The following is a 12,734-nucleotide window of genomic DNA, read 5'->3' on the forward strand; positions in this document are numbered from 1 at the left end:
ATGACCGAGACCCGCAAGCCCGCCTACCTGGAGGACTTCGCCCCCTCCGCCGGGGCCCGCGCGCCCCGCGCCCGCTTCGACGGCGACGCCCCCTCCCTGGACCTCAACGGCACGTGGCGGTTCCGGATGCTCCCCGGGGCCCCGGCCGGCACGGACGGTTTCGAGCGGCCGGACTACGACGACTCCGGGTGGGAGGGGCTTCCCGTGCCCTCCCACTGGCAGCTGCACGGACACGGGGCCCCCGCCTACACGAACGTCGTCTACCCCTTCCCCGTCGACCCACCGCACGTCCCGGACGAGAACCCCACCGGGGACCACCGGCGGGAGTTCGACCTGCCGGAGGACTGGCCGGAGGGGGCCGCGGCGCTGCGCTTCGACGGCGTGGACTCCTGTTTCCGCGTGTGGCTCAACGGCGTCGAGCTGGGCTTCTCCACCGGGAGCCGGCTGGCCGCCGAGTTCGACGCCGGCCACCTGCTGCGCCCGGGCCGCAACGTCCTGGCGGTCCGCGTCCACCAGTGGTCGGCGGCCAGCTACCTGGAGGACCAGGACATGTGGTGGCTGTCCGGGATCTTCCGCGACGTCACCCTGACCGCCCTCCCCGAGCGGGGGGTCGGCGACGTCGCCGTCCACGCCTCCTACGACCACGAGAACGGAACGGGCGTCCTGCGCGTCGACGTGGCCGGGTCGGCGGAGGCGCTGGTCAGCGTCCCCGAACTGGGCCTGGTGGACGCCCCGGCCGGGGTGGAGCACGCGGTCGGCCCGGTGGAGCCGTGGACGGCCGAGGAGCCCCGCCTCTACGACGCGGTGGTCGCCGCGCCGGGGGAGCGGGCCCGGCTGCGCGTCGGCTTCCGCACCGTGGAGGTCTCCGGCGGCCTGCTGCGCGTGAACGGCAGGCCGCTGCTGCTGCGCGGCGTGAACCGCCACGAGTGGCACCCCGACCACGGCCGCGCCGTGCCCCGGGAGACCATGCGCGAGGACGTCCTGCTGATGAAGCGGCACAACGTCAACGCCGTGCGCACCAGCCACTACCCGCCCCACCCCGACTTCCTCGACCTGTGCGACGAGCTGGGCCTGTGGGTCGTGGACGAGTGCGACCTGGAGACCCACGGCTTCGAGCTGGTGGGGTGGCGCGGCAACCCTTCCGACGACCCGCGCTGGCGTGACGCCTACCTCGACCGGATCGCGCGGACGGTGGGGCGGGACCGCAACCACCCGAGCGTCGTCCTGTGGTCCCTGGGCAACGAGTCGGGGACCGGCCGCAACCTGGAGGCCATGGCCGCCTGGGTGCGCGAGCACGACCCCTCACGGCCGGTCCACTACGAGGGCGACCGCGACAGCTCCTACGCCGACGTGTACTCGCGCATGTACCCGCCGCACGACGAGGTCGACGCGATCGGCCGCCGGGAGGAGGAGGCCACCGACGACCCCGGGGCCGACGCCCACCGGCGGGGGCTCCCGTTCGTGCTGTGCGAGTACGCGCACGCCATGGGCACGGGCCCGGGAGGGCTGGAGGAGTACCAGGAGCTGTTCACGCGGCACGAGCGACTCCAGGGCGGGTTCGTCTGGGAGTGGATCGACCACGGCATCCGCCGCCGCGAACCGGACGGCGCCGAGTGGTTCGCCTACGGCGGCGACTTCGGCGAGACGGTGCACGACGGCAACTTCGTCGCGGACGGCCTGCTCCTCCCCGACCGCACGCCCGGGCCCGGCCTGCACGCCTACAAGAAGACGATCGAGCCGGTGCGGGTCGTCCCCGACCCGGCCGCGGGGACGGTGGGGGTCGCCAACACCTGGGACTTCCGGGACACGTCCGGTCTGGTCCTCCGGTGGCGCGCGGAGGAGGAGGGCGTGCCGTTCGGGGAGGGCGTGCTGGACATGCCGTCGCTCGGCCCCGGGGCGCGCGCGGACGTCCCCCTGCCCGGGCTGCCCGAGCCGCCCGGCGGCGGAGAGGCGTGGCTGACGGTGTCGGTCCACCTGGGCGCGGACCAGCCCTGGGCCCCGGCCGGGCACGAACTGGCCTGGGGGCAGGCCCGGCTCACCGCCGGAGGGCACGGCGCCGCGGGGAGACACGGGGTCGCCGGGAGACACGGGGCTGTCGGGGCGGCCGGGCCCCCGGGACCCGCCGGGACCGCCGCGTCTGGTGGAACCGCCGTGTCCGCCGTCGGCACGGAGGGCACCCTGCTCCGCCTCGGCCCGGGCGTCCTCGACACGGGAACGGGCGCCCTGCTCTCCGTCGGAGGACTGCCGGTGGGGTCCCCGGAGGCGGACCTGTGGCGAGCGCCGACCGACAACGACCAGGCGCGCCACGGGGTGTCCGTCGAGGCCCCCTGGCGGGCGGCCGGGCTCGACCGGATCACCTCGCGCCGCGTCCGCGCCGGGCGGGACGGCGAGGCGTACGTCGTGCGCGACCGGCTGGCCCCGGCGGGCGCGGACTTCGGGATGCTCGTCGCCTACCGCTGGACCGCGGAGGGCGGGCGCCTGCTCCTGGACGTGGACGCCGAGGCCGAGGGGGAGTGGCCCTGCCCCCTGCCGCGCTTCGGCGTGCGCATGACCGTGCCCTCCTCCCTGGGAGGGGTCGAGTGGTTCGGGCGGGGGCCGGGCGAGGCCTACCGCGACGTGGGCCAGGCCGCGAGGGTGGGCCGGTTCACCAACTCGGTGGACGGGCTCCAGACGCCCTACCTGCGACCCCAGGAGAACGGCAACCGGGCCGACGTGCGGTGGGCCGTCCTGCGGACGGAGGACGGCACGGGGCTGCGGATCGACGGGGCCCCGGTCTTCGGCCTCTCCGCGCGCCGGTGGGACACGGCCGCCCTCGACGCCGCCCGGCACCCGCACGAACTGGTGCCGGACGGACGGATCCACCTGCACCTGGACCTGGAGCACCACGGCATCGGCTCGGCCTCCTGCGGTCCGGGCGTGCTGCCCGCGCACCGGCTGGCCGCCGGACGCCACCGGCTCCGGCTCGGGTTCTCCCCGGTGGCCCCGACCCCCTGAGTCCCGGCCCCCGGGACACGCGGCGGCGGGGGGAGGGGCCCTCCCCCCGCCGGGGCGCGGAGCCGTCCGGGGAGACCGGTCCGGACCGGTTCCCGGACACCCCGGGAAGAGGGGTGGCCAGGCGGGGGGAGCGCTGCTGTCATAGGGGTTCCCTCTCACGAAAGGCGCCCCCCGCCCATGGCCGACACCACCGGACCCGAACGCGCCCGCCCCGGACGCAGACCCTCCCGGATCGACGGCGCGGCACTCCGCGCCGACCTGCGGCGCGTCGTTCCCGACAGCGCCGCCGCCCTTGTCGTCACCCTCGTCATCTTCTTCGTCGTCTACGCACGCATCGAGGCGGGAACCTCGATGACGCTCATGGTCATGCCGTTCCTGTCCGACGCCGGGGAGTACTGGCTGTACTGGCTCTGCCAGGCCTTCGGGTGGTCGGGGCTCCTCTGGGCCTGGATCACCGTCATGCTCGGGCTGCTCCGCTCCACCGCGCCCCTGGCGCGGGCCCCCGTCCCGCACGCCCGCATCGAGCGCTGGCACCGCGTCACCAGCCTCACCACCATGGGGCTGATGTTCGCGCACGCGTTCGCGTTCTTCCTCGAACTCGTGCGGGACAACGAGGAGGGGCTGGCCTGGGGCGGACGCCTGCTGTCCGCGTTCGTGGACGTGTTCGTGCCCGGCGGCTACGCCACCGGGACCGGACAGGTCGCGATCCTCATCGGGCTGATCGCCCTCTACCTGGCCGTGCCGCTCAGCCTCGCCTACTACTTCCGGTTCCGGACCGGGACGCGCACGTGGCGGGCGCTGCACCGGTTCGTCATCGTCGTCTACGCGCTGAGCGTCTGGCACACCCTGCTCTACGGCACGAACGTGTGGTTCGACGGCTGGTTCCGCACGTTCGTGTGGGCCCTCCAGCTCCCCGTGGCCCTGCTGCTCCTGGCACGGCTGCTGGCGCCGCTGCGCGCGGACGAGCGCTTCACGCTCCGCGACCTGGCGGGCGGGCGCAAGCTCCGGGCGCTCTCCCGGCTCGGCGCCCGGCTGGCGGTCGCGGCGACCGTCGTCGTGCTGCTCGCCGTGACGATCACCGGCCGGGACGGGGGCCGCACCCCGGGGGCCGAGGGCGGTGAGATGCTGATCGGCCAGGACGCGGTCTGGGGCGGGCTCGCCCTCCTGCTGACGGTGATCGGCGCCGTCGTGCTGTCCCTGCGCGGCCGCGAGCGCCCGGAACGGGGGGCGCGCGTGGGATAGCGGGCCGACCGGGTCCGCCACCGGTGTGACGCGAGGCGCTCCCGTGACCCTGTGCTCTGCGCTCAGTGCTCCCGGGCGCCGTGTCCCCGTGCTCCCGGGCACCGGAGCGCTCACGGCCCGGGCGGCCGTGGGGCTCCGGAGGCGCCGTGGGCGGGCCCGTGAGAGCGGGTCGGCCCGGCGGAGGAGCCCGGACCCGAGCGGAGCCCCGGGCCGGCACGACACGCGGCGGGGGCGGGGGGGGGCCGGGGGGCCCCCCCCCCCCCCCCCCCGGGGGGGGGGGGGGGGGGGGGGGGTTGGGGGGCCGGGGGGGGGGGGGACGGGGGCAGCACCCCCCGGCCGGGGCGGCCCCCCCGCCCCGGCCCCCCCCGGGGGGGGGGGGGGGGGGCCCGGGGCCCCCCCCCCCCCCGCCGTCCGTGCGGGTCCTACGGAGCCTTGGGTTTCTTGTCCGAGGTGAGGGCGTCCTTGGCCTTCTCACCGGCCTGCTTGAGCTTGGACGTGGTCTTCTCGGTCTTGCCCTCGGCCTGCCACTGCTCGTTGCCGGTGGCCTTGCCGAGGGTCTCCTTGGCCTTGCCCTTGTACTCGTCGGCCTTGTTCCCGGCGCGGTTCTGCTCGGACATGTCAACCTCCTGCTGGGCATTCGGTCCTGGTCTCTGCCCTCACCGCTGTGACGGCTCCCAATCATGATCCGCAGAAAAAACTTCCCAAATGGGCTGAATTCGCCTGAAAACCTGGGCCGGGAGGCCGTGCGCGTCAGCCGCGCGGGGCGACCGGCACCACCGAGGCGAACGGTGCGTGCGTGGTCAGCCGCCTCTCGATCCCCTCGCGGACCATCGCCTTCGCGGTCGTGACGGCGGCGCCCACCTCGGCGCCCTTGGCCAGTTCGGCGGTGATCGCGGCGGCGAAGGTGCACCCGGCGCCGCTCACGCGCTCCTCGCCGATCTTCGGGGCGCTGAGGACCGTCACCTCCTCGCCGTCGAAGTACACGTCCACCGCGTCCGGGCCGGGGAGCTCCGTGCCGCCCTTGGCGACCACGTGCTTCGGGCCGAGTTCGTGGATGCGGCGGGCGGCCTCGACCAGGTCGTCCACGGAGTCGATGCGCTCCATGCCCGCGAGGGTGCGCGCCTCGAAGTGGTTGGGCGTGATGACCGTGGCCAGCGGGAGGATCTGGGCGGTGAGCGCCTTGTCGGTGTCCAGGGCCGCGCCCGCCTCCTGGCCCTTGCAGATCAGGACGGGGTCCAGGACCACGTGCCGCCACGGCTGCCGCTGGAGGGCCTCGGCGACCACGTCGATGGTGTCGGGCGTGCCGAGCATGCCGATCTTCACCACGTCCAGGTCGTGGCAGGCGGTCGCCGCCTCGATCTGGTCGGCGATGACGTTCGGGGCGACGGGGACGAACCGGTGGCCCCAGCCGTTGCCGGGGTCGAAGGAGACGATGCAGGTGATCGTCCCCATCCCGTAGACGCCGAGTTCCTGGAAGGCCTTGAGGTCGGCCTGGATGCCGGCGCCGCCGGTGGCCTCCGATCCTGCGATCACGTACGCGCGGTCGGTCATGGGGGACCAACCTCCCTCTGTCGATGTGCTGTTGCCGGTCTCGGAGCCCTCGCGGGTTCACGAACCCGTTGTTATTGCATCACAAGCGCAGGTCCCGGGCGTTCGCGGAGTCCGTGGTGGGCGTCACGGGCGCCGTGGCGCGGCCGTCCGGGGCCGGTGGCCGGGCGCTCCCGGCGGGCGCGGTGGCCGGATACGGCCACGGGACCTGTCGCGACATTAAAAATAGTGTCGTATTATTTTTTCATGGCGAGGACGGCGGACCACGATGAGCGGCGGCGACAGGTCGCCCGAGCACTCCTGCGCTCGGTGGGCAGGCGGGGGCTGGCGAGGACCACCCTCGCCGACGTCGCCGACGAGGCCGGGGTGTCGGTCGGGCTGGTGCAGAGCTATTTCCGCACCAAGTCCCAGCTGCTCCGGTTCGGAGTGGAGTACATGTACAAGCAGGGCGAGGCCCGCCTCGTGGCACTCGCCGCGGACGAGGGGCCGGCCACCGTCCGGGAATGGGTCCTCCGCGCGGCGGAGACCCTCCTCCCCCTCGACGACGAGCGGCGCCTGGAACTCACCGTCTGGCTGGAGTTCCTGCCGGCCACCATGGCCGACGAGGAGATGTCCCGGCTGCACAGGGCCACGACGCGTCAGCTCGTCGACGCGTTCGAGCGGGCGTTCGGCGAGGGCCTGCGGGCGGGCGAGCTGCCGCCCGGCACGGACGCCCGCGCGGAGGCCGCCGCCCTCGTCGCCTTCGTGGACGGCCTGACCGTGCACCACCTCGTCACCGGCGGGGACTTCGCCGAGGCCCCCGTCCTCGCCTCCCTCACCACCTACGTCGACCGGCTCTTCCCGGACCCCGAGAGCTCGTGACCCGCGTCCGACCGAGAGCTGGGCGATCCACATGACCACCACCGATCCGCAGACCGGGACCCCCGCCAGGGCGGGGGCGCGGCTCCCCCTGCTCGACGTCCTGCGGGGCGTCGCCATCATGGGCACCCTCGCCACCAACGTGTGGCTGTTCACCGCCCCCGGCTCCGAGGCGAGCTTCCTGTTCGGGGCGGACTCCCTCGGCACCCTCACCGACTTCCGTGAGTCGCCGTCCGCGGCCTCCCTGGGGGAGGGGCTGTTCCTCTTCCTCGCCAACGGCAAGTTCCTCGCCCTGCTCACCCTGCTGTTCGGCGTGGGCCTGGCCATCCAGTTCCGCTCGGCGACCCGGCGGGGGGAGCGCTGGCCCGGCCCCTACAAGTGGCGGGCGCTGTTCCTGTTCGCCGAGGGCCTCGTGCACTTCACCCTGGTCTTCGCCGCCGACGTCCTCATGGGCTACGCGGTCACGTCCCTGGTGGTCGCCTGGCTGCTGACCCGCTCCCGGAGGGCGCAGAACGCCGTGATGTGGACGGCGGCGGCCGTGCACACGGCCCTCATCGGGCTCCTCACCGCGGTGATGGTCCTCGACCCGGCCGCGGCGGGAGGGGAGACCCCGCCCGAGGTCGTGGACCTCTACGCCCACGGGAGCTACCTGGACCAGGTCGCCTTCCGGCTCGACCACGTGCTCCTCTTCCGCGCCGAGCCGATCCTCACCTTCGCCCTGATGGTGTTCATGTTCCTGCTGGGCGTGCGGCTGTTCCGCGCCGGGGCCTTCGGGGACGACGGCGCCGGCCGCCGGATCCGGGGCCGCCTGCTCGCGTGGGGCCTGGGCGTCGGGGTGCCGTTCAACCTGGCCACGTCCCTGGCCGGGCCCGGGCTGGCCCTCCTGGACCGCTACGTCGCCGCCCCGGTGGTGGCGCTCGGCGTGATCGGCCTGGTCGGCCGGGTGCTGGACCGGGCCGCCCCCGGGGGCCTCGCGGTCACGGCGGTGTCGTCCCTCGGCAGGACGGCGATGAGCGGCTACGTGGCGCAGAACCTCGTCTGCGTGCTGGTCCTCCAGGGCTTCGGCCTGGGCCTGGCCGCCCGCCTCGCCGGCTCGGGCCCCTGGTGGGTGATGGGCCTGTGGGCGGCGGTGTGCGCGCTGCTCCTGACCGCCTCCACGCTGTGGCTGCGCCGGTTCCGCGCCGGTCCCCTGGAGGCCCTCCAGAAGGCGGTGCTGGCACGGGCCCCCGGACACCGGCGCTGACCCGCCCCGCCCCCGCCGGACCGGACTCCGGTACGGCGGGGGCGCAGGGCCGCGCCGGGCCGAAGGCCCCGGGCACGGACCCGGTCAGCCGACGGGGTTCTCCGCCATGGCCCTCGCCTCGACCCTCTGCTTGATCAGCCCCATCTCGACCGGGGCCTCCCGGTTGATGTTGGCGGTGATCTGCTCGTCGCTGTAGGGCGAGTCGGGCTTCATGGTGAACTCGTTGCGCCAGGTCATGAGGACCCCGCCCGCGACCTCCTCATAGGTCCAGTGCAGGTTGATGAACTCGAACGCCCCGGTCTCCACGCGCCGGGCGCGCACCTCGCCCGCGGCGCGGTCCATGACGCGCTCGGAGACCCAGCTCCACACGCGGCCCTGGTCGTCCGGGAACTTGGTGATCCGGAACCGGACGGTGTCCCCCTCCCTCTCGAGGACCTCCACCTCGGCGTACTTGGGGAAGAAACCGGTCCACTCGTCCAGGTCGTTGGTCATCTCCCAGACCAGGTCGAGGGGGGCGTCGATGACGATGCTGTTCTCGGTACGCGAGGGCACGGCCGTCACGCTCCTTCCATGTGGGCGGGGACGTCCCCGTTGACCAGGGCCATGAGTGCGGCGGGCGAGGGCGCCTGCTCCGCGTCGGCGCCCAGCTTGAGGCCGGTGCGGCGCTCGATCTCGGCCACGATGCCGAGGACGCCGAGGGAGTCGACCCCCAGCTCGTCGAAGGTCTGCGAGGACGCCGTCGCGACGTCGGTCCTGATCCCGGCGCAGGCGGAGATCAGCTCCACCTGCTCCTCGATCGTGATGCGGCTCTCGGCCATGGGTCTCCTTGTTGTCGTGTGTCAGACGTGGTCGGGATGCTGGAGGACGAGCGCGGAGTTCCCGCCGCCCACGCCCCGGGACAGCACCAGCGCGGAGCGCAGGCGTGCGGGGCGGGCGACCCTGGTGACCAGGTCCAGGCCCAGGGGCGCGTCCGGTACGTGGGGGGTGGGGGGAACGACCTGGTGTTCCAGGCTCAGCACCGCGGCGGCCACGTCCAGGGCGCCCGCCCCGGCGTAGGCCCGGCCGAAGCCCGCCTTCGGCGCGGTGACGGCCACGCCGTCGGGGAAGAGCCGCCGCAGCGCCGCGGCCTCGTCGGCGTCGGCCTTCGGGAGGCCGACGGCGTCCGCGAAGACGACGTCCACCCCCTCAGCGCCCACCCCGGCGCGGCGCATCGCCTCCTCGGCCGCGCGCAGGAGCCCCTCGCCGCCGGGGTCGAACGCGCCGACGCCGCCGAACGTGCTCGCGTGGCCGGCGACGACGGCCCGCACCCTGGCCCGGCGCGTCCGCGCGGTGGCCGCGTCCTCCACCAGCGCGACGGCCGCGCCCTCCGCAGGGACGAAGCCGCACGCCCTCTCCGTGAAGGGCGCGTACGCCGTGCCGGGGTCCTCGCCCTCGCTCAGGACGCCGCTGCCCAGCTGGGTGGCCAGGGCGAACGGCGAGCCGAGCGCCGCGTCGCTGCCGCCGACCAGCATCGCCGGGGTCCCGCGCCGGAGAATCTGCATGCTCTGCCCCAGCGCGTCGAGCATGCCCGGCTCGTCGGTGGTCAGCACACCGCACATGCCCTTGAGGCCGTTGCTGATCGACACCTGGCCCGTGCTGGCCGCGTAGAACCAGGCGATGGACTGGTAGGGGCCGACGAACTCCGGCCCCCGTCCCCACAGGGCGGCCAGTTCGCGCTGGCCGAACTCGTTGCCGCCGCTGCCGCTGCAGATGAGCACCCCCGTGGCGTAGGGGTCGGTGGTGACGTCGACCCCCGAGTCCCGCAGGGCCTCGTCGGAGGCCACCATCGCGAACCAGCTGAACGCGTCGGTCCGGACGACGTAGCGGCCCTCGATGTGCTCGTACGGGTCGAACCCGGGAACCCTGCCGCCGAGGCGGACCGGGTACCCCCGGGCGCCGACGTCGGGGATCGGCGTCAGGAGCGTCCGCCCCTCCACCAGCGCGGCCCAGTAGGCGTCGGTGCCCGTTCCCGCCGGGGACACCGCGCCCAGGCCCGTGATCACCATGGTCATGGCCGCTCCTCACTCTCCCCGGTCCAGGACGACCGCCGACTGGAAACCCCCGAAACCGCTGCCCACGGACAGCACCACGTCGGTCCTGTGCTCGCGCGCGGTCACCGGGACGTAGTCGAGGTCGCACTCGGGGTCGGGCGTGGCCAGGTTGGCCGTGGGCGGGACCACGCCGGTGTCCATGGCCAGGACGCAGGCCACGAGCTCGATCGAGCCGATCGCCCCGAGCGAGTGCCCCACCATCGACTTGATCGAGGTCATGGGGACCCGGCGGGCGTGTTCGCCGAGCGCGCGCTTGATGGCGTCGGTCTCGTGCCGGTCGTTCTGCACGGTGCCGGACCCGTGCGCGTTGACGTAGTCCACGTCGGAGGCGGGGCGCCGGGCGTGGTCCAGCGCGGTGGTGACGGCGCGCGCCATCTCCGTCCCCTCGCGCCGCAGGCCGGTCATGTGGAAGGCGTTGCCGTGGTTGGCGAAGCCCGCGACCCGGCAGCGGACGCGGGCGCCGCGCCGCCGTGCGGCCGACGCCTCCTCCAGGACGAGGACGGCCGCGCCCTCGCCCATCACGAAGCCGTTCCTGTGGCGGTCGAAGGGCCGGGACGCGCGCCCCGGGTCGTCGTTGCTGTCCGACGTGGCCTTGATGGCGTCGAAGCAGGCCATGGCGATGGGCGAGATCGGCGACTCGGCCGCCCCGGCGACGACCACGTCCGCGAGGCCGTCCTCGACGGCCTGGGCGGCGTAGCCCACCGCGTCCAGCCCGGACGTGCAGCCGGTGGAGACCGTGCGCACCGGGCCGCGGGCGCCGACCAGCTCCGCGATCTCCCCGGAGAGCGTGCTCGGCATCAGCGCGAGGTGCGAGTGGGGCGCGGTGGCGGTGTGGTCGACCACCCAGTCCGCGCCGCCGCGGCTCGTCGACGCGTACTCCCGGTCCAGGCGGGTGGTGCCGCCGACCGCCGTGCCCATGCTCACCCCGACGCGCCAGGGCGGGACGTCGGCCAGCGGGGCGGCGCTGTCGGCCAGGGCCTCGGCGGCGGCGACGGCGGCGAACTGGACGTACCGGTCCATGCGCGCGGTCCGCTGCTCGTCCAGGCCGTGCGCGGCGGGGTCGAAGTCGACCTCGGCGGCGATGCGGGAGCGGTAGCCCGCCGGGTCGAACAGGGTGATGCCCCGGGTGGCGGTGCGTCCCGCGGTGAGCATGTCCCAGAACGCGGTGGCGCCGATGGCCCCGGGGGCGACGACGCCCACGCCGGTGACGACGGCTTCGCGTTTCACGACTCGCCCCCCTCACGGCGGGAGGGGCGGAGCGGACGCGTGCGGGTGTCGGGGGAGGCGCCGCGGTGCCGTCGCGGCGCCCGGTGGGAAGTGCCGGACGGAGGTGTGACGCGCCCCGGTGACACCGGGGGACGGCAGATCTGGGTCAAGGGTGTCTTCTCCACGAGTTCAGGGATGCCGACCGGGGTCGGTCGCGGGGCGTGAGGCCGAACGGTCCGCGGGTGCTGTGCCGCGCCTCGGGCGGGTCGGGCGACGGACAGCGGGCGAGAGCGGCCGCGGAGTGACGGGTCGGAGGCGGTGCGGCCGGTCACGGGAGACCGCAAACGGCCGACATCGCTACTTTCTGTGTTTGTGATATCACGATGTGGAGTCGATCTGGCGTTGGCCATGCCCCTGACGACGACCTGGTAGGCCAGATTTCCTGTTTTCCCCGCGGCCCCCGAGCGGGTTGTCCGGCTGATCGGTATTTGTTCGCCCCCCGGGCGGCGCACCCGCCCGGAAAAGAGGAAAACCCCAGGTCCAAGCCCTGGGGGAGGTCGGTCGCGACCCGGAGGCGAGAGGGTTCCGGCGTGCGGACCGGAGCGGGGCCGGCTCCGCCCGCCCGACCCGCCCCGGCGCCCGCCGGCCGGGGCGCGGTCCGGCCCCGGGCGGCGGCAGCCGTGTCGGCGGGGACCGCGGGCGTGTCCGGCCGGGCCGCTACAGCCAGTCGTGCTCGCGCGCGTACCTGGCCGCCTCGTGCCTGGTGCGCGTCTGGGTCTTCTGCATGGCGTTCGAGAGGTAGTTGCGCACCGTGCCCTCGGCCAGGTGCAGCCGGGCGGCGATGTCGGCGGCCGAGTACCCCTCGCCGGTCGCCCGCAGGACGTCCACCTCCCGGTCGGTGAGCGGGCAGTCGTCGATGACGGCGAGCGCGGACACGTCCGGGTCGATCCACCGCTTGCCCCCGTGCAGGGTCGCGACGACCGAGGCGATGTGCGCCGGTTCCGCCGACTTGCTGACGAAGCCCTGGACCCCCAGCCGCAGGGCCTTGCGCAGCACCCCGGGCCTGGCGTGCCGGGTCAGCATGAGGATCACCTGGTCCGGGAGCTCGCGGCGGATCGCCGCGACGGCCCCGAGCCCGTCCGTCCCGGGCATCTCCAGGTCGACGACGAGCACGTCGGGCCGGTGCCGGAGCGTGGCCTCCACGGCCTGCTCCCCGTCCTCCGCCTCGGCGAGCACGGTGATCTCCCCTTCCATGGGGAGCAGCGCGGCCAGCGCCTTGCGGAGCAGGGCCTCGTCGTCGGCGAGCACCACGGTGGTCATCGGTCGTCCTTCCGTGTCGGTGCGGGGCGGGAGGCGTCGGAGGCCGTGCGCGGGAAGCTCGCGGCGGTCAGGAACCGTCCGTCCCCGCGCTCCACCGTGAGCTCGCCGCCGTCGGCGAGCACGCGCTCGCGCAGGGCGGCGAGGCCGCTGAGCCCGGTGACCGGGCCCTGCTGCGCGCCGTCGTTGACGATGCGCACACCGGTCCCGGAGAGGGTGATCCACACCTGCCCGGC

Annotated in this window: 11 protein-coding genes and 1 pseudogene; 4 read left to right on the forward strand and 8 right to left on the reverse strand. The window is 74.6% G+C overall.

Annotation, left to right across the window (positions count from 1 at the left end):
• Positions 1–2,994, forward strand: coding sequence for a glycoside hydrolase family 2 TIM barrel-domain containing protein (locus ACIRPH_RS21305; protein ID WP_402916856.1), 2,994 nt, complete (start codon positions 1–3; stop codon positions 2,992–2,994).
• A 177-nt stretch (positions 2,995–3,171) separates the two neighbouring features.
• On the forward strand, positions 3,172–4,236 hold the full coding sequence (locus ACIRPH_RS21310; RefSeq protein ID WP_402916858.1) for a ferric reductase-like transmembrane domain-containing protein: 1,065 nt from the start codon (positions 3,172–3,174) through the stop codon (positions 4,234–4,236).
• 422 nt (positions 4,237–4,658) lie between these two features.
• Here ACIRPH_RS21310 and ACIRPH_RS21315 read toward each other — a convergent pair whose 3' ends face one another.
• Entirely contained in the window at positions 4,659–4,853 is a 195-nt protein-coding gene (locus tag ACIRPH_RS21315) for a CsbD family protein (protein WP_402916860.1), read from the reverse strand.
• A 133-nt stretch (positions 4,854–4,986) separates the two neighbouring features.
• Entirely contained in the window at positions 4,987–5,787 is an 801-nt protein-coding gene (gene thiD, locus ACIRPH_RS21320; protein ID WP_402916862.1) for a bifunctional hydroxymethylpyrimidine kinase/phosphomethylpyrimidine kinase, read from the reverse strand.
• 243 nt (positions 5,788–6,030) lie between these two features.
• On the opposite strand from thiD, the gene ACIRPH_RS21325 reads away from it, so the two are divergent.
• Both ACIRPH_RS21325 and ACIRPH_RS21330 read left to right on the forward strand, forming a co-directional pair.
• Positions 6,031–6,645 (forward strand): TetR/AcrR family transcriptional regulator, encoded by a 615-nt coding sequence (locus ACIRPH_RS21325; RefSeq protein WP_402916864.1) that lies wholly within the window; start codon positions 6,031–6,033, stop codon positions 6,643–6,645.
• A 31-nt stretch (positions 6,646–6,676) separates the two neighbouring features.
• Positions 6,677–7,885 (forward strand): DUF418 domain-containing protein, encoded by a 1,209-nt coding sequence (locus ACIRPH_RS21330; RefSeq protein ID WP_402916866.1) that lies wholly within the window; start codon positions 6,677–6,679, stop codon positions 7,883–7,885.
• A gap of 84 nt (positions 7,886–7,969) precedes the next feature.
• Here ACIRPH_RS21330 and ACIRPH_RS21335 read toward each other — a convergent pair whose 3' ends face one another.
• The 6 genes and pseudogenes from ACIRPH_RS21335 to ACIRPH_RS21360 all read right to left on the reverse strand — a co-directional run.
• Positions 7,970–8,446 (reverse strand): SRPBCC family protein, encoded by a 477-nt coding sequence (locus ACIRPH_RS21335; RefSeq protein WP_402916868.1) that lies wholly within the window; start codon positions 8,444–8,446, stop codon positions 7,970–7,972.
• Positions 8,443–8,703: an acyl carrier protein gene (locus tag ACIRPH_RS21340; RefSeq protein ID WP_402916870.1), complete on the reverse strand. Its 261-nt coding sequence runs from the start codon at positions 8,701–8,703 to the stop codon at positions 8,443–8,445. Before ACIRPH_RS21340 ends, ACIRPH_RS21335 begins: the two co-directional genes overlap by 4 nt.
• 21 nt (positions 8,704–8,724) lie before the next feature.
• A complete protein-coding gene (locus tag ACIRPH_RS21345) occupies positions 8,725–9,936 on the reverse strand; it encodes a beta-ketoacyl synthase N-terminal-like domain-containing protein (protein WP_402916872.1) in 1,212 nt (403 codons plus the stop codon).
• A gap of 9 nt (positions 9,937–9,945) precedes the next feature.
• Entirely contained in the window at positions 9,946–11,202 is a 1,257-nt protein-coding gene (locus ACIRPH_RS21350) for a beta-ketoacyl-[acyl-carrier-protein] synthase family protein (protein WP_402916874.1), read from the reverse strand.
• A gap of 696 nt (positions 11,203–11,898) precedes the next feature.
• Positions 11,899–12,501 (reverse strand): response regulator, encoded by a 603-nt coding sequence (locus tag ACIRPH_RS21355; RefSeq protein WP_402916876.1) that lies wholly within the window; start codon positions 12,499–12,501, stop codon positions 11,899–11,901.
• Positions 12,498–12,734: pseudogene (locus tag ACIRPH_RS21360) on the reverse strand (sensor histidine kinase); the annotation flags it as partial. The gene ACIRPH_RS21355 and the pseudogene ACIRPH_RS21360, both read right to left, overlap by 4 nt.

The sequence above is a fragment of the Nocardiopsis sp. NPDC101807 genome, from assembly GCF_044766605.1.
In the GTDB taxonomy this organism is placed as follows: Bacteria; Actinomycetota; Actinomycetes; order Streptosporangiales; family Streptosporangiaceae; genus Nocardiopsis; species Nocardiopsis tropica.